At 72.8% G+C, this 18646-nt stretch carries 19 protein-coding genes; 14 read left to right on the forward strand and 5 right to left on the reverse strand.

What is annotated here, in order from left to right:
- Window position 1 precedes the first annotated feature (1 nt).
- From puhA to BM419_RS07770, 9 genes are all read left to right on the forward strand, one after another.
- Entirely contained in the window at window positions 2-781 is a 780-nt protein-coding gene (puhA, locus tag BM419_RS07730) for a photosynthetic reaction center subunit H (protein WP_020095255.1), read from the forward strand.
- Window positions 778-1428, forward strand: coding sequence for a photosynthetic complex putative assembly protein PuhB (gene puhB / locus BM419_RS07735; RefSeq protein ID WP_020095256.1), 651 nt, complete (start codon window positions 778-780; stop codon window positions 1426-1428). The genes puhA and puhB overlap by 4 nt, the downstream gene beginning before the upstream one ends.
- Window positions 1429-1439: 11 nt before the next feature.
- Complete coding sequence (gene puhC / locus BM419_RS07740; RefSeq protein ID WP_020095257.1) at window positions 1440-1934, forward strand: photosynthetic complex assembly protein PuhC; 495 nt, start codon at window positions 1440-1442, stop codon at window positions 1932-1934.
- A complete protein-coding gene (locus BM419_RS07745; RefSeq protein ID WP_010686350.1) occupies window positions 1934-2230 on the forward strand; it encodes a hypothetical protein in 297 nt (98 codons plus the stop codon). The genes puhC and BM419_RS07745 overlap by 1 nt, the downstream gene beginning before the upstream one ends.
- Window positions 2227-3315 carry a magnesium-protoporphyrin IX monomethyl ester (oxidative) cyclase gene (gene acsF / locus BM419_RS07750; RefSeq protein WP_091682489.1) on the forward strand — a complete coding sequence of 363 codons (1089 nt, stop codon included), beginning with the start codon at window positions 2227-2229 and terminating at the stop codon, window positions 3313-3315. Before BM419_RS07745 ends, acsF begins: the two co-directional genes overlap by 4 nt.
- Before the next feature lies 1 nt (window position 3316).
- A complete protein-coding gene (puhE, locus tag BM419_RS07755; RefSeq protein WP_056524002.1) occupies window positions 3317-4111 on the forward strand; it encodes a putative photosynthetic complex assembly protein PuhE in 795 nt (264 codons plus the stop codon).
- A gap of 112 nt (window positions 4112-4223) precedes the next feature.
- Window positions 4224-5441, forward strand: a complete 1218-nt coding sequence (gene hemA / locus BM419_RS07760) for a 5-aminolevulinate synthase (RefSeq protein ID WP_020095261.1) — start codon at window positions 4224-4226, stop codon at window positions 5439-5441.
- A 184-nt stretch (window positions 5442-5625) separates the two neighbouring features.
- Entirely contained in the window at window positions 5626-6642 is a 1017-nt protein-coding gene (gene bchI, locus BM419_RS07765) for a magnesium chelatase ATPase subunit I (RefSeq protein WP_042673186.1), read from the forward strand.
- Between the two features lie 318 nt (window positions 6643-6960).
- Window positions 6961-8649, forward strand: coding sequence for a magnesium chelatase subunit D (locus BM419_RS07770; RefSeq protein WP_091926013.1), 1689 nt, complete (start codon window positions 6961-6963; stop codon window positions 8647-8649).
- Window positions 8650-8680: 31 nt separating this feature from the next.
- On the opposite strand, the gene BM419_RS32315 is transcribed toward BM419_RS07770, so the two are convergent.
- Window positions 8681-8827: a hypothetical protein gene (locus BM419_RS32315; protein WP_020095264.1), complete on the reverse strand. Its 147-nt coding sequence runs from the start codon at window positions 8825-8827 to the stop codon at window positions 8681-8683.
- A gap of 210 nt (window positions 8828-9037) precedes the next feature.
- Here BM419_RS32315 and bchO point away from each other — a divergent pair, with 210 nt between their 5' ends.
- The 5 genes from bchO (at window position 9038) to BM419_RS07795 (ending at window position 14487) form a co-directional block, all read left to right on the forward strand.
- On the forward strand, window positions 9038-9946 hold the full coding sequence (gene bchO, locus BM419_RS07775) for an alpha/beta fold hydrolase BchO (RefSeq protein ID WP_091926015.1): 909 nt from the start codon (window positions 9038-9040) through the stop codon (window positions 9944-9946).
- Window positions 9947-10029: 83 nt separating this feature from the next.
- Window positions 10030-10815 carry a gamma-glutamyl-gamma-aminobutyrate hydrolase family protein gene (locus BM419_RS07780; RefSeq protein WP_026605260.1) on the forward strand — a complete coding sequence of 262 codons (786 nt, stop codon included), beginning with the start codon at window positions 10030-10032 and terminating at the stop codon, window positions 10813-10815.
- Window positions 10816-11109: 294 nt separating this feature from the next.
- On the forward strand, window positions 11110-11862 hold the full coding sequence (gntA, locus tag BM419_RS07785) for a guanitoxin biosynthesis heme-dependent pre-guanitoxin N-hydroxylase GntA (RefSeq protein WP_020095267.1): 753 nt from the start codon (window positions 11110-11112) through the stop codon (window positions 11860-11862).
- A 41-nt stretch (window positions 11863-11903) separates the two neighbouring features.
- Window positions 11904-12530 carry a DUF1989 domain-containing protein gene (locus BM419_RS07790; protein ID WP_091926017.1) on the forward strand — a complete coding sequence of 209 codons (627 nt, stop codon included), beginning with the start codon at window positions 11904-11906 and terminating at the stop codon, window positions 12528-12530.
- A gap of 217 nt (window positions 12531-12747) precedes the next feature.
- Window positions 12748-14487 (forward strand): methyl-accepting chemotaxis protein, encoded by a 1740-nt coding sequence (locus BM419_RS07795; protein WP_091926019.1) that lies wholly within the window; start codon window positions 12748-12750, stop codon window positions 14485-14487.
- 37 nt (window positions 14488-14524) lie between these two features.
- On the opposite strand, the gene BM419_RS07800 is transcribed toward BM419_RS07795, so the two are convergent.
- From BM419_RS07800 to BM419_RS07815, 4 genes are all read right to left on the reverse strand, one after another.
- The gene (locus tag BM419_RS07800) at window positions 14525-15613 is read right to left on the reverse strand and encodes a phytanoyl-CoA dioxygenase family protein (protein WP_091926020.1); all 1089 of its coding nucleotides are present in this window, start codon (window positions 15611-15613) and stop codon (window positions 14525-14527) included.
- A 150-nt stretch (window positions 15614-15763) separates the two neighbouring features.
- Window positions 15764-17017, reverse strand: a complete 1254-nt coding sequence (locus BM419_RS07805; RefSeq protein ID WP_020095271.1) for a cytochrome P450 — start codon at window positions 17015-17017, stop codon at window positions 15764-15766.
- A 105-nt stretch (window positions 17018-17122) separates the two neighbouring features.
- On the reverse strand, window positions 17123-18394 hold the full coding sequence (locus tag BM419_RS07810; RefSeq protein WP_091926022.1) for an NAD(P)/FAD-dependent oxidoreductase: 1272 nt from the start codon (window positions 18392-18394) through the stop codon (window positions 17123-17125).
- Window positions 18394-18639: a ferredoxin gene (locus BM419_RS07815; RefSeq protein WP_020095273.1), complete on the reverse strand. Its 246-nt coding sequence runs from the start codon at window positions 18637-18639 to the stop codon at window positions 18394-18396. Before BM419_RS07815 ends, BM419_RS07810 begins: the two co-directional genes overlap by 1 nt.
- Window positions 18640-18646: the final 7 nt, after the last annotated feature.

The raw sequence follows: 18646 nt of genomic DNA on the forward strand, positions 1-18646 counted from the left end.
CATGCCAACCGGCGCACTTACGGGTTACGTCGACGTCGCCCAGGTCGTACTCTACGCGTTCTTCCTCTTCTTCGCGGGGCTGGTCTTCTGGCTGCGCCGGGAGGACCGGCGCGAGGGCTACCCGCTGGAGAACGAGACGGTCGGCCGCCGCAAGGCGGACGACCCGATCCTGATCCCCCGGTCCAAGGCGTTCCATCTGCCGGGCGGCGAGACGACCTACGCGCCGCAGGCGGTTCATGGCCGGGACGACATCGAGACCGGGATCCCGGCCCGCAAGGTCGAACCCTGGCCGGGCGCCCCCTACGAGCGCACGGAGACGTCGCTCCAGGCCGGCGTCGGCCCGGGCTCCTGGGTGCTGCGGCACGACGTGCACGACCGGACCTGGGACGACGAGATCCGCATCGTGCCCCTGCGGGTGGCGAAGAACTTCGTCATCCACGAGGACGGCCCGAACCCGATCGGCATGACGGTGTTCGGCACCGACAACGCGGTCGCGGGCGTGATCAGCGACGTCTGGGTCGACCGCGGCGAGTCGCTGATCCGCTACTACGAGGTCGAGCTCCCGACGGGCGGGCGCCGGCTGATGCCGACAACGTTCTGCCGGGCCGGCGGCTTCACCAAGACGGTGACGACCGAGGCTCTGCTCGCGAGCCAGTTCGCCGACATCCCCAGCACCCGCGATCCCGACAGCGTGACCTTCCTCGAGGAGGAGCGGATCATCTCGTATTTCGGCGCCGGCACGCTCTACGCGACGCCGGCCCGGGCGGAGCCCCTGATATGAGCGGCGACTTCCTCCCCGAGGGCACCCTGCGGGGTCTGCCCGGCCCGCTGCCGGCGGGCGAGCGCATCCTCTGGCAGGGTGCGCCGACGACCGCGGGCCTGCTGGTTCGGGTGTTCCACGCCCGCTTGGTGATCGCGTGGTTCTCGGTCTGCGCCGTGGCCTTCGGCCTCGCGGCGGGCTCGCCCGCGGCGGCGATCAAGGTGGTGGCGCCGACCCTGGTGATCGGCGCCGGCGCCGTCGCGCTGCTCTGGCTGCTCGCCTGGCTCACCCACCGGACGACGCTCTACACGGTGACCAACCGCCGCGTCGTGCTGCAGGCCGGCATCGCCCTGCCGGTGACCCACAACCTGCCCTTCGCGCAGATAGAGACGGCGGCCCTGCGGGCTTTCACGGATGGCAGCGGCGACCTGCCGCTGCGGTTGCGGCCGGGCCTCCGGATCGCCTACCTTCACATCTGGCCGCATGTCCGGCCCTGGCATCTCGCCCGGACCGAGCCCATGCTGCGCTCGGTGCCGGACGCGGACGCCGCGGCGGCGCTGCTGGCACGCGCCCTCGAGGCCCATGCCGACGGCACCGCGCCGCCGGTTCGGGTGGCGCGTCTCGGCCGAGCGGACGAGAATCCCGGCCGCCTCGTCGCGGCCGAATAGGGAGGGGCACGATGGGCGAGCGGGCGGAGGGCGCCAGCCGGGCCATGGCGGTCGCGGGACCGGCACCGGCGCTGCTGATGATCGGCGCCGGCGCGCTGATGGGCTTCACCATGCTGGCGGTCCTGATCGGCCGGAGCGAGAAGGTCGGCCTCGTCGCCCTGCCGCCCGCCAAGGTGGTGGAGCGCCTCGAGTTCCGCGCCGAGGATCAGGTCGACGGCTCGATCGCCCTGCGGGACGTCGCCGACCGGCACATCGTCGCCTGGATCCGTCCCGGCGAGGACGGGTTCCTGCGCGGGACCCTGCGGGGCCTCGCCCAGGCCCGCCAGCGGGAGGGCCTCGGCCCCGAGAAGCCCTTCAGCCTGACCCGCTACGACGACGGCCGCCTCGCGCTGGCCGACGAGGCCACCGGCCGCCGGGTGCCCCTGGAGGCCTTCGGGCCGACCAATGCCGGGGCCTTCGCGCGGCTGATGCCCGCGCCGGGCGCCCCCGCCGCGGAGACGCGGTGATGGGCCTGTTCGGCAGCCGCACCGTCACCGTGCCCTGCACGGTGGAGATCGAGCAGACGCCCGAGAGTCTGCACGCGCACGTGACCCTCGATGCCGGCTTCGAGATCGAGCCCGGCGACGCGGTCCAAGTCCACGACGCGCCGACCTCGGTGCCCTACGGCGAGCGCCTCACCGTGCGGCGCACCGCCACCGTGACCCGGGCCGGCGCGCTGGAGCGGGCCTGGACCAAGCTCATCGCGCATCTCGAGCTGACCGAACTCTACGAGGTCAGCTTTTCCGAGAGGAGGAAGCTGTGAACGCACCCGTCCCGCCGCCCTCCGGCCAGCCCGTCCCGAAGACGCCGATCAATGAATCGACCCGCTCGGCGCAGGAGACGACCTTCCTCAGCCCGCGCTTCTACACGACCGATTTCGACGAGCTCGACCGCACGAATGTCGAGCCGGTGCGGCGCGACTGGGACATCCTGATCGCCGAGCTGCGCTCGGACCCGAACAAGCGCCACTTCACCCGCAACGAGGAGTTCGACTGCGACCTGTCGAAGATGGAGCCGGAGCTGCGGAAGGAGTTCCTGGACTTCCTCGTGTCGTCCATCACGGCGGAGTTCTCCGGCTGCGTCCTCTACGCCGAGATGCGCAAGCGCGCGAAGAACAAGGACATCAAGGAGCTGTTCGGCTTCATGAGCCGGGATGAAGCCCGCCACGCCGGCTTCATCAACGACACGCTCAAGGATTTCGGCATCGGCGTGGACCTGGGCTTCCTCACCAAGTCCAAGAAGTACACGTTCTTCCGGCCGAAGTTCATCTTCTACGCCACCTACCTGTCCGAGAAGATCGGCTACGCCCGCTACATCACGATCTTCCGCGAGCTGGAGCGGCACCCGGAGCGGCGCATCCACCCGATCTTCAAGTGGTTCGAGCTGTGGTGCAACGACGAGTTCCGCCACGGCGAGGCCTTCGCGCTGCTGATGCGCGCCAACCCGAAGCTGACGAGCGGCGTGAACCGCTACTGGATCCGGTTCTTCCTGCTGGCGGTCTTCGCCACGATGTACGTGCGCGACCATCACCGCCCGGCCTTCCACGCCGCGCTCGGCGTCGATCCCAGCGACTACGACTTCAAGGTCTTCCGGATCACCTCGGAGATCTCCCGCCAGACCTTCCCGCTGGAGCTCGATATCGACAACCCGAAGTTCAAGGCGGGCCTCGACCGGCTGCTCGCCTGCTCCCGGGCGATCGCCGACGCCAAGGCACGGGGCGGCCTCGTCGGCAAGGCCCTGCAGGGATTCCACGCCGCGCGCGCGGCCGTGACCTTCGCGCGGCTCTATCTCCTGCCCGTCAAGGCCAACGCCCTGCCGGCCGACATCCGCCTCCAGCCGGTCTGGTAGCATGGGGACCTACGCCGCCCCGGTCCTGTACGCGGTCCTGCTCTGGTGGTTCTCCACCGGGCTGATCCTGCTGCTCGACCACGCCCCGCGGCGGACGCATCCGTGGAGCATGGCCGGGGCGACCCTCCTGCTCGCCGGCGCCCTGGTGGCGATCCGGTCCAGCGCCGCCGACACGAGCGCCACGGGGGCCTACACGGCCTTCACGGCGGCGCTCGTCGTCTGGGGCTGGCAGGAGATGAGCTACTACATGGGCTTCCTGTCGGGCCCGCGGCCCGTCGCCTGCGCGCCGAGCGTGCGCGGGCTCGACCGGTTCTTCGCCGCGCTCGCCACCAGCCTGTGGCACGAATTCGCCATCGTGGTCGGCGGCCTCGCGATCCTGGCGCTGGTCTGGGGCAGCCCCAACCGCTTCGCCCTGTGGACCTACGGCACGCTGGTGGTGATGAACCTGTCGGCGCGGCTCAACCTGTTCCTGGGGGTGCGCAACCTCCACGCCGAGTTCCTGCCGGACCATCTCGGCTACCTCGCCTGCTACCTGTCCCGGAAGCCGATGAACCTGCTGTTCCCGGTCTCGGTGAGCCTCGGGACCATCGCGGCGGCCCTGCTCGGGCGCGCGGCGCTCGGCGCCGACCTGCTGGAGCACGAGCTGATCGGCTTCACGGTCCTGGCGACGCTGACCGCGCTCGCCACCCTGGAGCACTGGTTCCTGATGCTGCCGCTGCCCTCGGCGGAGCTGTGGCGCTGGAGCCTGCCGGCCCGGGCGCCCGGGGAAGCGGCCGGGCCGCCGGACCACGTGTAGGCCGAGGGATCACGAGCGGGCGACGCACGTCCACCAATCTGGAACTGGTCTTGTGCGAAGTCCGGTGTCACAGGCGGGATCAACCCGCAGGATTTGTTCGGGGAGAGGCGACATGGATTACGAGACCTTCTTCGGGGCTGAGATCGCCGGGCTCCACCGCGAGGGCCGCTACCGGGTCTTCACCGACCTCGAGCGCCACGCGGGCAACTTCCCGCACGCCACCCACCACCACGCGGCCGGCACCCGGCCCGTGACGGTCTGGTGCTCCAACGACTATCTCGGCATGGGCCAGCACCCGACCGTCACCGGGGCGATGCACGAGGCGATCGACCGCTGCGGCGCGGGCGCCGGCGGCACCCGGAACATCTCGGGCACGAACCACTACCACGTGCTGCTGGAGCGCGAGCTCGCCGACCTCCACGGCAAGGAGGCGGCCCTGCTGTTCACCTCCGGCTACGTGTCGAACTGGGCGGCGCTGGGGACCCTCGCGTCGCGCCTGCCGAACTGCGCGGTCTTCTCCGATTCCGAGAACCACGCCTCGATGATCGAGGGGATCCGGTTCTCGCGGGCCGAGCGCCACATCTTCCGCCACAACGACCCGGAGGACCTGAACCGCAAGCTCGCGCTGGTCGATCCCGCCCGGCCGAAGCTGGTGGCCTTCGAGTCGGTCTACTCGATGGACGGCGACATCGCGCCGATCGCAGAGATCTGCGACGTGGCCGAGGCCCACGGCGCGCTCACCTACCTGGACGAGGTCCACGCGGTCGGCCTCTACGGCGCCCGCGGCGGCGGCATCTCGGAGCGGGACGGCGTCGCCCACCGGCTGGACGTGATCGAGGGCACGCTCGGCAAGGCCTTCGCGGTGCACGGCGGCTACATCACGGCGTCGGAAAAACTCTGCGACTTCGTGCGCAGCTTCGCGTCGGGCTTCATCTTCACCACCTCGCTGCCGCCGGCCGTCGCGGCGGGCGCGGCGGCGTCGATCCGCCACCTCAAGGAGAGCGGCGTCGAGCGGGCCCGGCATCAGGAGCGGGTGGCGAAGGTCCGGCAGGCGCTGGAGGCCGCCGACATCCCGACCATGCCGAACGACAGCCACATCGTGCCGGTGATGGTCTGCGATCCGGTGCTCTGCAAGGGGATCTCCGACACCCTGCTCGACGAGTTCGGCATCTACGTGCAGCCGATCAACTACCCGACGGTCGCCCGCGGCACCGAGCGCCTGCGGATCACTCCGTCGCCGCTGCACACCGACGCCGACATCGCCCATCTGGTCGAGGCGCTCACCACGATCTGGGGCCGGATCGGGCTCCGGCAGAAGGCGGCGGAGTAAGCGCGGGCGGGGGTACCCTTCTCCCACCTTCGCCCTCATCCTGAGGTGCCCGCGTCAGCGGGCCTCGAAGGAGGCCTCCAGCCATCGCACGTCTTCTGGAGACCTCCTTCGAGGCCTCCGCTGCGCTGCGGCACCTCAGGATGAGGGGGTTGGGTTGGATGCCCCCGCAGCATCGAGTCATCGCGTGCCCACCTTCCCCTTCTCGGCCATCGTCGGCCAGGACGAGATGCGCCAGGCGCTGCTGATCGCGGCGGTGGACCCGGCGGTCGGCGGCGTGCTGGTCTTCGGCGACCGCGGCACCGGCAAGTCCACGGCGATCCGGGCGCTGGCCGCCCTGCTGCCGCCGATGCGGGCGGTGGTCGGCTGCCCGTACAATTGCGATCCCGAAAGTCCCGCAGAATCCTGTCCGCACTGCGCGAGCCTGCCGGGCGCGCGGAGAAAGTCCGAGAAAAAGCCGGTGCCGGTGGTGGACCTGCCGCTGGGCGCCACCGAGGACCGGGTGGTCGGCACCCTCGACCTGGAGCGGGCGCTCGGCGCCGGCGTGAAGGCCTTCGAGCCGGGGCTGCTGGCCCGGGCCAACCGCGGCTTCCTCTACATCGACGAGGTCAACCTCCTCGAGGACCACCTCGTGGACCTCCTGCTCGACGTGGCGGCCTCCGGCGTCAACACGGTCGAGCGCGAGGGCCTGTCGCTCCGCCACCCGGCGCGGTTCGTCCTCGTCGGCTCCGGCAACCCGGAGGAGGGGGAGCTGCGGCCGCAGCTCCTCGACCGGTTCGGGCTGGCCTGCGAGGTCGCGACGCCGAGGGACATCCCCACCCGCATCGCGGTGGTGCGCGCCCGCGACGCCTACGAGCGCGACCCGGAGGGGTTCTGTGCTGCCCGTGAAGGCGAAGAGCGAAAGATTCAAAAAAGAATCCTGCTGGCACGGGAGCGCCTGCCATCGGTCACCGTGCCGGATGCAGCCCTGGAGCGCGCCGCGCGCCTCTGCCTCGCCCTCGGAACGGATGGCTTGCGCGGGGAACTGACCCTGATGCGCACGGCCCGGGCGCTCGCGGCGCTCGACGGCGCCGCGATGGTCACCGACGATCACCTCCGGCGCATCGCCCCGGCCGCCCTGCGCCACCGGCTGCGGCGCAACCCGCTCGACGAATCCGGATCCACCGCCCGGGTGGAGCGGGCGCTGGCGGAGGTCTTCGCGTGACGGCGCCGCTGCGCGCGCCCCGACCGCGAGGGCGTTCATCGCGCGGCTCCGGCCGAGTCGGCGCGGAGCGGAGCGCGGGGCCCCTCTCCCGTGCGGGCGCGGGACAGGGTGGAGGACGGGGACCGGCCGGACGAGGCTCGGCCCGAACGCGTCGCGCGCGTCTGCTCAGTCCTGGAACTCCGCATCCCGCACCCCGACCCTCTCCCGCCCGGGAGAGGGGGCCGGTCGCGCTCCGTCGCCCGCGTCGCGGTCCGATGGACGTGTCTGACCCTCGGCACCCGCTCGGGAGCGGGGCCCTGTCGCGCCCCGCTCGAGCCGATGCCTGAACATCGCCGTCCCGCAGAGCAGGGAGGGACACCGACCTGCGCCTGGGCCGATGCCCGCCTGGCCGCCCGGCTTCTCGCCGCGGACCCGCACGGGCTCGGCGGCGCGGTGCTGCGGGCCCCCGCCGGGCCCGCGCGCGAGCGCTGGCTCGACAGCGTGCGGGCGGCGCTGCCCCCGGGAACGCCCTGGCGGCGCCTGCCGCCCGGCATCGGCGACGACGGCCTGCTCGGCGGCCTGGATCTCGCCGCGACCCTGGCGGCGGGCCGCCCCGTCGCGCGGGCCGGCCTGCTGGCGGAGGCCGATGGCGGGATCGTCGTCGTCCCCATGGCCGAGCGTCTGCCGCCGGGCACCGCGTCGCGGCTCGCCGCCGCCCTCGACACCGGCACGGTCTCGGACCGCGGCGCCCGGTTCGGCCTGATCCTCCTCGACGAGGGCGTGGCGGACGAGACGGTCGCCGAGGCGCTGGCCGATCGCCTCGCCTTCCGGCTGGACCTGAGCGGGCTCGGCCTCGCGGACACCGCGGCGGCCGAGCCGGAACCCGCCCCGGGCGCGCCGGAGCCCGACCCGGTCGGGAGCCTCTGCGCCCTGGCCGAGGCCTTCGGGATCGCGTCGCTGCGCGGTCCGATCCTGGCGGCGCGCGTGGCGCGCGCCCTCGCGGGAGACGGGCCGATCGGCCAGGGGGCGATCGTGGCGGCCGGGCGCCTCGTCCTGGCACCGCGGGCGACGCGCCTGCCCGCACCGGAGCAGCCCGCCCCCGAGACCGCGGAGGCGCCGGCGGAGCCGCCCGAGCCGAACGACGCGGAGGAGGCGTCGGGTCCGGCCGCAGAGGCGCCCGACGACGTCGTGCTGGAGGCGGTGCGCGCCGCGATCCCGCCGAACCTCCTCGACCAGCTTCTGGCGGGCGCGCAGCGTCTCCCGGCCGCGAAGGCCGGCCGGGTCGGGCAGGCGGCCTCGGCCCGCACCGGCCGCCCCGTGGGCAGCCGGCGGGGCGACCCGCGGCGGGGACGGCTCGACCTGCTCGCCACCCTGCGGGCGGCGGCGCCCTGGCAGGCCATCCGCAGAGTAGAGGGGGAGACGCGCCGCATCGTGGTGCGGCGGGACGATCTGCGGATCCGGATCCTCAAGCAGCGGACCGAGACCACCACGGTGTTCTGCGTGGACGCCTCGGGCTCGGCCGCCCTGGAGCGGCTGGCGGAGGCCAAGGGCGCGGTCGAGCTGCTGCTGGCGGAGGCCTATGTCCGGCGGGACCGGGTGGCGCTGGTGGCGTTCCGCGGCACCGGCGCGGATCTCGTTCTGCCGCCGACCCGGTCGCTCACCCGGGCCAAGCGCGGGCTCTCGGGACTGCCGGGCGGGGGCGGGACGCCGCTCGCGGCGGGGATCGACGCCGCGGTCGCGGTGGCTCTGGGCGTGCGCCGCGGCGGCAGCCGGCCGGCGATCGTGCTTCTGACCGACGGGCGCGCCAACGTCGCGCGGTCGGGGGAGGGGGGACGGGCCCGGGCGGGCGCGGAGGCCCTGCAGGCGGCCCGAGCCCTGCGTGCGGCCGGGCTGCCGGCCCTCGTGGTCGATACCGGCACGCGGGGCGACGAGGCCCGTTCGGTGGCGGACGCGATGGGCGCCCGCTACCTGAAGCTGCCCCGGGCCGAGGCCGGTCAGCTCAGCGCGGCGGTGCGGGCGGCGCTCTGAGCGCCGCACCCGTCACCCCCGCGACAGGGTGTCAGAGGTCGCCGCCGATGCCGCTGTCGGCGAGGCGCTGGTGGTGGGCGAGCCAGGAGCTCAGCATCTCGCGGACGATGGCCTTGAGGCTCCAGCCGCCGGAGACCGGAGCGGCGATGTTCTGGGTCGAGGAGGTGAAGAGGATCATGACCTTCTCCGGAGTTGGTGGACGCGTCTTGTTCTTGCTCGCCCGAGATATGCCGTTGCTGTTGCAGCGCAGCAATCGGTCTCCGCTCACCGGTGGCATGCGGCCGCCGCATAGGATTGTTCAGTGTTACGAAATACTTCCGGCCATGAACGATAGCGCCGCCGTCGCCCCCGGATCGTCCGGCTATGCCGCAGTGCAGGATACGCGCGCATGCTGACCGGCTTCGACGCGGACCGGCCCGACTGGGCCGTGGAGGGCCGGGACTGGCCCCATCGGGAGGCCAGCCGCTTCGTGGAGGCGGCCGGCCTCCGCTGGCACGTCCAGGAATACGGGTCTCCGGACGCCCCGACGCTGCTGCTCCTGCACGGGACCGGGGCGGCCACGCATTCGTGGCGCGGGCTGGCGCCGCTCCTCGCGCGCGACTTTTCCGTGATCGCCCCGGACCTGCCGGGCCACGGCTTCACGGACCCGCTGCCCGACGCCGACCTGTCGCTGCCCGGCATGGCCCGGGCCGTGGCGGGCCTCGTTGCGGCACTCGGCCGGCCGCCGGTCCTGGCGGCCGGCCACTCGGCCGGCGCCGCCGTCCTCGCGCGGATGTGCCTCGACGGCGCCATCGCGCCCCGGCTGCTGGCGGCCTTCAACGGCGCTCTCGCGCCGCTGCCGGGGGCGGCGAACCTGCTGTTCCCCAGCATGGCGCGCCTCCTGTTCCTCAACCCCTTCACCCCCCGGATCTTCGCCTGGACGGCGGACCGGTCCGCGGCCAAGCGCCTGATCGAGGGGACCGGCTCGCGCCTCGACCCGGAGGGGGTCGACCTCTACCGGCGGCTCTTCGCCCGGGCCGGCCATGTCCGCGGGGCGCTGGGCATGATGGCGAACTGGGATCTCGCCGGGCTGCACCGGGCGCTGCCCGGCCTCGCCACCCGGACCCTGCTGATCGTCGGCGGCGACGACAAGGCCATCCTGCCGGACACCGCCTTCGCCCTGCGCGACCGCATGCCCGACGCCCGCGTCCGCCTGATCCGGGGGCTGGGCCACCTCGCCCACGAGGAGGCGCCGGAGCGCGTGGCCGAGGTGCTCCGCGCCGAGGCTTCGGACGCGGGCGTTCTGTCGCCGCCGTGAGCCGGACGGGACTGGCGCCGGCCTTGCGTGGGTCGTAGAGCCTGCCGCGGCGGGCAGGGCAGGATCGAGGAGCGGCCGGAACGATGGCGAGACCCGTGATCGGCGTCATCGGCAACGCGCGCCTGATCGACAGCCGCTTCCCGGCGCAGATCGTCGGCGAGAACAACATGCGGGCGGTCGCCGCGGTGGCCGGCGCCCTGCCGCTGATGTTCGCCGCCGTCCCGACGATCACCGACCTCGGGGACCTCCTCGACACCGTGGACGGCGTCCTGCTCACGGGGGGCCGCGCCAACGTCCATCCGGCGCGCTTCAACACCGAGCCCTGCGCGGCGCACGAGCCCTACGACGAGGATCGCGACGCCGTGGCGCTGCCCCTGATCGAGGCCTGCGTGGCGGGGGGCGTGCCGCTGTTCGGCATCTGCCGCGGCTTCCAGGAGATGAACGTCGCCTTCGGGGGCAGCCTGCACCCGGAGATCCGCGATCTGCCGGGCCGGCTCAACCACCGCATGCCGCGCCTCGCGAACGGCGAGATCCACCCGGACCTGGAATTGATCTTCGCCGACCGTCACGAGGTCCGGCTGACGCCCGGGGGCGCCTTCGCCCGCCTCCTGGAGCGCGAGACGATCCGGGTGAACTCCCTGCACGGCCAGGGCATCTTGGAGCCGGGCGGCCGGATCGTGATCGAGGGCCTCGCCGAGGATGACACGGTCGAGGCGATCCGCGTCCGCGACGCGGCGGGCTTCGCGCTGGGCGTCCAGTGGCACGCCGAGCACGATCCGGCGACCAACCCGATCAACCGCACCCTGTTCGAGGCCTTCGGGGCCGCGGCGGCGACGCGGCACCGGGCGCGGCGGGCCGGCCGGGGATGAGCCGCTCGCGCGCCGGGACGCCCAGTGCAGACGCCCCGCGCGGCAGCACAGCGCCGGCACACCGCCGACACCGGGAGTCTTTCCGGCCTTAACCTATATTTATTCGCTGGCGCTGATCCACGAAATATTGACCGTCCATCCGCATAGATCTTGGTCACACGCGACCGGATTCACCTTATCCCCCGGACGACCTGTCGCAGGACGGAACAGTGGCCTCCCGGTGGTGTTCCCGGAGTCCCGAACAGCGGCCGCCTCGCGTGGAGGCCGACCGCGCAGAGACCGGGCAGGCCCTGCATGCATCTCCCCCGCGACGACCGAGAGCACCCCCGTGCCGAGGCCTTCCGCGACTTCATCCGGAACCCGCCCTTCCCCTGCGTGGGCGCCAAGTCGGCCCTGTCCCGCGGGCGGATGCGGATCGTGGTGGCCCGGGACATCACCTCGGGCTGGGACGACATGCGGATCTACCCGGCGCTGCTCGCCTTCGTGGCGCAGTACCGGGCGCAGCCCGACCTGTTCCAGAGCTTCGCGGTCGTGTTCGAGGGGCCGGGCGACCTCTCGGAGGAGGCGTTCGAGCACAACCTCTGGGCGCGCGCGCAATCCCTGACCGACAAGGACGCCTGGCTCGGCCAGCCCCACGATGCCCGCGTGGCCGAGGATCCCGACAACCCGCACTTCTCCCTGAGCTTCGGCGGCGAGGCGTTCTTCGTCGTCGGGCTGCACCCGCAGGCGAGCCGGCCGGCGCGGCGCTTCTCGTCGCCGGTCCTGGTCTTCAACCTGCACGCGCAGTTCGAGCGGTTGCGGGCGGAGGGACGCTACGAGAAGCTGCGCGCCGCGATCCTGGAGCGCGACGAGGCCCTCGCCGGCAGCGTGAACCCGATGCTGGCGCGCCACGGCGAGGCCTCGGAGGCGCGCCAGTACAGCGGTCGCGCGGTCGACGCGGACTGGCGCTGCCCGATGAAGGGCCGGCCGGCACCGGCCCCGGAGGCCCGGGACTGGAACCCGCCGGCCCTGCCCTTCGATTGCGGGCTGCCGGGCAGCGGCGCCTGAGCCGGTCGGATCCGGTCCTCAGTACGGAGCGAGCCACCCCCATGTGCCAACCCACCCTGTGCCAACCCACCCGGTGCCAGGCCGACGTGCAGACGATCGCGCCGCGCTCCGGCGTCGCCTTCACCCTCGACCGGGGCCAGCGCCTCACGGTGATCGACCCGTGCGGGGAGCAGGTGGCCGACCTCCTCGCCTTCAACCGCCACGATACGGGAGAGGTGATCTCGTCGGGCCGGACCCTCGACTACGCCAGCCGGATCTACCTCACCACCGGCGACCCGCTCTACTCGAACCGCTCGAAGATCCTGCTGCGGATCCTCGAGGATACGGTCGGCCGGCACGATTTCCTGCTGACGCCGTGCTCGGCCGACACGTTCCGCATCATCTACGGCGACGCGAACCCGCATCGCGGCTGCTTCGGCAACCTCGCGGCGGCGCTCGCACCCTACGGCATCGCGCCGGACGCGATCCCGGTGGCGTTCAACTGCTTCATGAACGTGCCGATCGACGGCGCGACCGGGGCGCTCACCGTGGCGCCGCCCCTCAGCCGGGCGGGGGACCGGATCGTGTTCGTGGCCGAGACCGACCTGATCATCGGTCTCACCGCCTGCTCGGCCCTGCAGTCGAACAACGGCAGCTTCAAGCCGATCCACTACAGCGTGAGCGCCTAGCTGCGGGCCCTCAAAAGCCCCGGCCCGATCCCGATATTAATCCATGCAAAGCTGTAGACTGTACCGCATTCAATGACTTGACATCGATATTCGCCCACTGACTGCCGGCGAACGGCCGCAGGTCTTTGCGATTTACTAACCCGAATGCACGAGGTTGAGGCCGTACGGCGCCCACGGCGAGTCCCCGCCGGCCGCAGGCCCCTCTTCCGGTGCTCGGATGACCCCCACGCAGACCAGCCGCCCGCCCGCCGACCGTGCCGCGCCGTGGCAGCGCCTCGCCGATCTCCGGCTTCGCCACAAGCTCGCGGCCGTGATGGCCCTGGTGCTCCTGGCCATCGGCGCCCTCAGCGCCCTGAGCTTCCTCGACATGCGCGGCTCGGCGCTCGAGGACCGCGCGCTGATGACCAAGCGCCTGACCGAGGTCGCGCAGAGCCTGCTCGTCCACTACGAGGCGCAGGCCCGGACAGGCCAGATGCCCGTCGCCGAGGCGCAGAAGGCCGCGCTCGCGGCGATCACCGCCCTGCGCTTCGGCAGCGAGGACTACTTCTTCGTCCTCGACGACCGGGGCCACCTGATCGCCAACGCCTTCAACGCCAAGAACGTCGGCAAGCAGGTGGTGGACCAGACCGACGTCCCCGGCGGCAAGCGCTACTTCGCCGAGATGGTCGAGACCGCCAAGCGCGACGGCTCCGGCTTCGTCGACTACATGAAGCCGCGCCCCGGCGGGTCCGTGCCGGTGGAGAAGGTCGCGAGCGTGCAGATGTTCAAGCCGTGGGGCTGGATCGTCGCCACCGGCCTGTACCGGGACGACGTCCACGCGGCCGTGCGCGACCGCGCGATCACCATCGGCCTCTGGTCCGCCGGCCTCGCCCTGCCGATCCTGGCGCTGCTCCTGCTCGTCGGCAACGGCCTGTCCCGCCCGATCACCCGCCTGACCGCGGCGATGCGCGGCCTCGCGGACGGCGACCTCGCGGTGACGGTCGCCGATCAGCGCCGCGGCGACGAGGTCGGCGCCATGGCGCGCGCCGTCCAGGTGTTCAAGGACGCCCTGATCGCCAAGCGCGCCGCCGACGCGGCCGCCGTCGCGGAGAACGACGCGAAGATGCGCCGCGCCCAGATGCTCGACACGGTCACCGCCCGGTTCGACGCGCAGGTCAGCGCGCTGACGCAGGGCCTGTCGGCGGCGGCGGTGGAGATGGAGGCCACGGCCCGGGAGATGACGCGCACCGCCGCGCGGACCACCGACCAGTCGGTGCGCGTCGCCGCGACCTCCGAGCAGACCTCCAGCAACGTGCAGACCGTGGCGGCGGCCAGCGAGGAGATGGCGGCCTCGATCAACGAGATCGCGTCCCGCGTCGCCCAGTCTTCCGCGATGGCCGACCGGGCCGGCACGGACGTGGCCCAGACCAACGCCCTGATGCAGGTGCTCGCCCGCGGCACGGACCAGATCAGCGAGGTGATGGGCCTGATCGCCGGGATCGCCGGGCAGACCAACCTGCTGGCCCTCAACGCCACCATCGAGGCCGCGCGCGCCGGCGAGGCCGGCAAGGGCTTCGCCGTGGTGGCGGGCGAGGTGAAGGCGCTGGCCTCGCAGACGGCCCGGGCGACCGAGACCATCGCGACGCAGATCGCCGCCATCCAGAACGAGACCCGCCAGGCGGTCGAGTCGATGCGGACGATCGGCGGCACGATCGACGAGATGCGCACGGTGGCGCTCAGCGTGGCCGCCGCCATGGAGGAGCAGGGCGCGGCGACGAGCGAGATCGTCCGCAACGTCACCCAGGCGGCGCAGGGCACCCAGGCGGTGAGCACCGACATCGCCGACGTCCGGCAGGCGGCCCGCGAGACCGGCGCGGCCTCCGACCAGGTGCTCAGCGCCGCGCAGGAGCTGGCCCGCTACTCGACGAGCCTCGGCCAGGAGGTCACGACCTTCCTGGCCGCCGTGAAGGCCGCCTGAGGGCGGGGTCGCCGGACCGCCCGGCGTTCCCGCACCCTTACAGGCTGATCCGCTCGCGCACCGCGATGTCGGGGCTCGACGCGCCGCAGGTCGGCAGGCTCTCGACGGGGCCGTGCACCGCCGACGTCGTCGCCGAGAGGTCGTGGTAGCAGATGCAGCCTTCCGCGAAGTAGTGGTGCACCAGGGCCTTGCGGGAGCGCTGCATGTCGGCCCGCGCGGAACCGCCGTGCAGCAGGTTCGCGTGCCAGAACAGCACGTCGCCCTTGCGCGCCGTGAAGTAGGCCGGCGTCGCCCCGTGCTCCCGGATCTCCTGCTTGATCGCCGGTTCGTAGCGCTCGGAATAGGCACCGTAGCCGCGCTCGCGGAACTCGTCCGTGGTGATGCCGACGTCGTGGCTGAACAGGTACGGCAGGCGGTGGGTGCCGGGATAGTAGACCAGCGGCCCCGCATCCGCGTGGATGTCCTCCATGGCGACCCAGCAGGCGGCCAGGTAGCCGAGCGGGTAGGTCGTCATGTGGATCGAGTCCGAGTGCTCGGATTGCTGGCTGCCCTTGTGGGACGCGATGGTCTGGAACGGGATCGCGGGGCGGCCCAGCACCATGCTGCTGAAGTTCATCAGCACGGGGTGCTTCAGCAGCCGGTCGATCGCCTCGACCTTCAGGTGCGGGTTGAGGTAGCGGCCCGGATGGGGATCGTCCGGCGCCGCCTTCTCGGGGGCGAGGGTCAGGTCGCCGCCGGCGATCGCGGCCTCGTAGGCGGCCCAGACCTCGTCGATCGTGTCGGGATCGATCGCGCCGCGCAGGACGTAGTAGCCGTGCTCCACCCAGGACCGGCAGATCTCGGCCTGCCGGGGCGTGATCTCCCGGCGCGCGACGCGGCGCGCGACGATGTCGAGGGCGTCGGGCTGGTCGAGCCAGGGGCTCGGCCCGGATTCCGGGAAGCTCTCGGCCCGGAACACCTTGATGCAGCCGATATCGACCGGGATGTCGGCGTCGACCGTGTGGGACGGCGCGGGCGGCAGGTGGGGCGCGAGGGGCGGGACGTCGTCGCGCCCGAGGGCGAGGTTGCGCACCGTGGTCCCCACCGTGCGCGCCAGCGATGCAGCGCGCGCAAACCTCTGAGCCATCGTCTCAACCCGCCGGTTCCGTCTCCAGCGTAACCAGGCCGGACGATCGCGACTTTAGCGAGGCAAACAACTTTACGGCGACGGACTTTCGTCTTCGTCGCGTCGGCGGTCTCATCGATGCTCGGGTTGGCCGTCCGGTCCGCTCGCGGCTCAGGCGATCCCGTCGATCGCCACCCGCAGGTGCTCCGGGCCGCGCAGGGCGGCGCCCGGCCGGTAGGGTGGCGGGTCCTCGACCAGACGCGGCGCCTTCAGCCGGCGGGCGAGGGCGGTGAGCGCCGCCTCGGCCTCGAACCGGGCCAGCGGCGCGCCCACGCAGTAGTGCAGGCCGCCGCCGAAGCCGAGATGGCGGATCCCGCTGCGGTCCGGGTCGAACCGATCGGGGTCGGGGAAGACGGCCGCGTCGCGGTTGCCGGAGGCCAGCAGCAGCACGAGATCGGCCCCCTCGGGGATCGTGACCCCGGCGATGTCGATGGGCGACAGCGTCCGTCGTGTCCGGAACTGCACCGGCGGCTCGTAGCGGAGCAACTCCTCGATCAGCCGCGGGGCCCGGAGCGGGTCCTGCCGCAGGCGCTCCAGCTCGTCCGGATGCCGCAGCAGGGTCAACAGGCCGTTGGTGATCAGGTTCACGGTGGTCTCGTGCCCGGCCACCAGCATCAGGATCGAGGTGGCGATCAGGTCGTAATCGCCCATCTTCACGCCGGCCGGGGTGGCGTGGTTGGCGAGGCCCGACAGCATGTCGTCCTGCGGGTGCCTGCGCTTCTCCCTGATCAGGTCGCCCATGTAGCCGCCGATCGCGTCGAAGGTCCGGCTGTTCGCGGCGCGGATCTCGGGGTCGGACAGGCTGTCGGGCTCCAGCGCGGTGGCGAGCTGCGTCGCCCAGCCGTGGAATTTCGGCTCGTCCTCTCGGGGCACGCCGAACAGCTCGCAGATCACCGTCACGGGCAGCGGGTAGGCGAGGTCGTCGACCGCGTCGATCTCCCGGGCACCGCACTTCTCGTTGAGCAGGTCGGCCACCAGCCGGTCGGAGCGGGCGCGCATCGCCTGGACGCGCTCGCGGGAGAACTGGTGCATCACCGCCGAGCGCAGGGCGTCGTGGTCCGGCGGGTCGCGGAAGATGAAGACCCGGTGCCGGTCCATCATCCAGTCCTTGAGCGGCTTGACGATCAGGTCGGTGAGGGGGTTGCCGGTGCGCGGCCGGTCGGCCGGGGGTAGGGTCTCGGAGCTGACCCGCGGGTCCTGCAGCAGGCGCGCGATGGTGCCGTGGGTCGCCGCCACCCAGGTGCCCGCCTCGGTGCCGTCGTCCTGGCGCGAGACGGGATTCTCCCGCAGCTTCGCGTAGACCGGGTAGGGGTTCGGCCGGTTGGCGAAGTCCTTGACCTGGTCGAGGAGGGTGGCGTCGGGCATGCGGTCTCCTTCACGCATCGACCCGGATAGCGGCCACCGGCCCTCGGGAAAGATGCTGCAACGACAAAGGCTTCGCCCGATGGGCCGGTTCCGTTTCCCGACGCGTTACGGAAAGCCCGGCTCGTGGACCGTGACGCGCTTTGGCCGGTCGGTCGCGGCGTCCTCGGGCGGGAACGGCGCGCGAGCCTCCACGAGCTCGGCATGGGCCGGCAGCCAGCGGGCGGAATCCACCGCGACCGCCGCGATGCAGCGCCCGTCGCGGCCGTAGGTGGCGACGAAGCGGCCGGCCGCCGGATCGCCCTGCGTGATCGCCACCGCGTCGGCGCCCTCGGTCAGGCCGACGGATTTCACCACGAGGTCGCCCTGCGTCGACCAGAAGGTCGGCAGGGCGCCGTAAGGGACTTCAGGCTCCGCGCCGGCGAGGAGCCGGCCGGCATGGACGCCCTGCGCCGCCGCGTGGCTCCAGTGCTCCAGGGCGACGCGCCGGCCGTCGTAGAGGGGGTGGGGAAAGCGGGCCACGTCGCCGGCGGCGGCGATGCGCGGGTCGGGCCGGCCCTCGGTATCGAGGACGTGGCCGCGCGCGTCGCAATCGACCCCGCCCGGATCCGCCGACAGGCCGGACCCGTCGAGCCACTCGGTGTTGCGCACGGCCCCCAGGGCGATGACGGCGACGTCGGCCGCGAGGCTGCTGCCGTCGACCAAGTGGGCGCGCACCAGCCGGCCGTCCCGACCCTCCAGCCACTCGACCTCGCGGCCGCAGCGCAGCGCGACCCCGTGGCCCTCGTGGATCGCGCCGATGAACGCCCCGACGGTGCTGCCGAGGATGCGGGCCAGCGGCGTCGGGCCGGGCTCGACCAGGGTGACCGGCAGGTCGAGCTGCCGGCACAGGCTCGCGACCTCGCAGCCGATGAAGCCGGCGCCGATCACCAGCACGTGGTTGGGGCCGGCGGCCAGCGCCCGCCGCAGGGCGGCGGCGTCCTCCCGCCCGCGCAGGGTGAAGACGCCGGCGAGGCGGCCCTCGTGCGGGTTCGCCCAGGGCCGGGCGCGGGTGCCGGTGGCGATGAGCAGGCGGTCGTAGGGGAGGATCCGCCCGTCCGCGAGGCCGACCGTGCGCGCCTGCCGGTCGAGGCGCCGCGCCGCGCTGCCGAGCTGCCACTCCGCCGCGAGGGCGCCGACCCCCGGCAGGGTCGTGGCCTCCGCGGGGATCGCGCCGGTGAGGACGTGCTTCGAGAGCGGCGGCCGGTCGTAGGGGCGGTGCGGCTCGTCGCCGACGATCGTCAGCGCGCCGGAGAAACCCGCTTCGCGCAGGGCCTCGGCCCCGCGCAGGGCCGCGAGGCCGGCGCCGACGATCAGGACGCGCTCGGAATCGCGCGCCATCAGGCGCCCCGCTCCGGATCCTCGACCCGGATCGCCTGGACCGGGCAGGCGACGCGCGCCCGCTCGATGTCGTCCCGGTCCCGCGCGGCGGGGGCGGGATCGTAGAACAGGGCCTCGTGCCCCTCGATGCGGAAGTGCCGCGGCGCCGCATAGCAGCACTGGGCGTAGGCCTGGCACAGGTTGAGATCGACGCTCACCCGCAGGCCGGGCGGGGGGCCGGAGGACGCATCGGCAGGGGCGGACATGGCGGGG

Source organism: Methylobacterium sp. yr668, from assembly GCF_900116245.1.
Taxonomy (GTDB): Bacteria; Pseudomonadota; Alphaproteobacteria; order Rhizobiales; family Beijerinckiaceae; genus Methylobacterium.

Coding starts and splice junctions, on each gene's coding strand:
- puhA (WP_020095255.1), top strand. CDS start 2: ATGCCAACCGGCGCACTTACGGGTTACGTCGACGTCGCCCAGGTCGTA.
- puhB (WP_020095256.1), top strand. CDS start 778: ATGAGCGGCGACTTCCTCCCCGAGGGCACCCTGCGGGGTCTGCCCGGC.
- puhC (WP_020095257.1), top strand. CDS start 1,440: ATGGGCGAGCGGGCGGAGGGCGCCAGCCGGGCCATGGCGGTCGCGGGA.
- BM419_RS07745 (WP_010686350.1), top strand. CDS start 1,934: ATGGGCCTGTTCGGCAGCCGCACCGTCACCGTGCCCTGCACGGTGGAG.
- puhE (WP_056524002.1), top strand. CDS start 3,317: ATGGGGACCTACGCCGCCCCGGTCCTGTACGCGGTCCTGCTCTGGTGG.
- hemA (WP_020095261.1), top strand. CDS start 4,224: ATGGATTACGAGACCTTCTTCGGGGCTGAGATCGCCGGGCTCCACCGC.
- BM419_RS07770 (WP_091926013.1), top strand. CDS start 6,961: ATGCCTGAACATCGCCGTCCCGCAGAGCAGGGAGGGACACCGACCTGC.
- BM419_RS32315 (WP_020095264.1), bottom strand. CDS start 8,827: ATGATCCTCTTCACCTCCTCGACCCAGAACATCGCCGCTCCGGTCTCC.
- bchO (WP_091926015.1), top strand. CDS start 9,038: ATGCTGACCGGCTTCGACGCGGACCGGCCCGACTGGGCCGTGGAGGGC.
- BM419_RS07780 (WP_026605260.1), top strand. CDS start 10,030: ATGGCGAGACCCGTGATCGGCGTCATCGGCAACGCGCGCCTGATCGAC.
- gntA (WP_020095267.1), top strand. CDS start 11,110: ATGCATCTCCCCCGCGACGACCGAGAGCACCCCCGTGCCGAGGCCTTC.
- BM419_RS07790 (WP_091926017.1), top strand. CDS start 11,904: ATGTGCCAACCCACCCTGTGCCAACCCACCCGGTGCCAGGCCGACGTG.
- BM419_RS07795 (WP_091926019.1), top strand. CDS start 12,748: ATGACCCCCACGCAGACCAGCCGCCCGCCCGCCGACCGTGCCGCGCCG.
- BM419_RS07800 (WP_091926020.1), bottom strand. CDS start 15,613: ATGGCTCAGAGGTTTGCGCGCGCTGCATCGCTGGCGCGCACGGTGGGG.
- BM419_RS07805 (WP_020095271.1), bottom strand. CDS start 17,017: ATGCCCGACGCCACCCTCCTCGACCAGGTCAAGGACTTCGCCAACCGG.
- BM419_RS07810 (WP_091926022.1), bottom strand. CDS start 18,394: ATGGCGCGCGATTCCGAGCGCGTCCTGATCGTCGGCGCCGGCCTCGCG.
- BM419_RS07815 (WP_020095273.1), bottom strand. CDS start 18,639: ATGTCCGCCCCTGCCGATGCGTCCTCCGGCCCCCCGCCCGGCCTGCGG.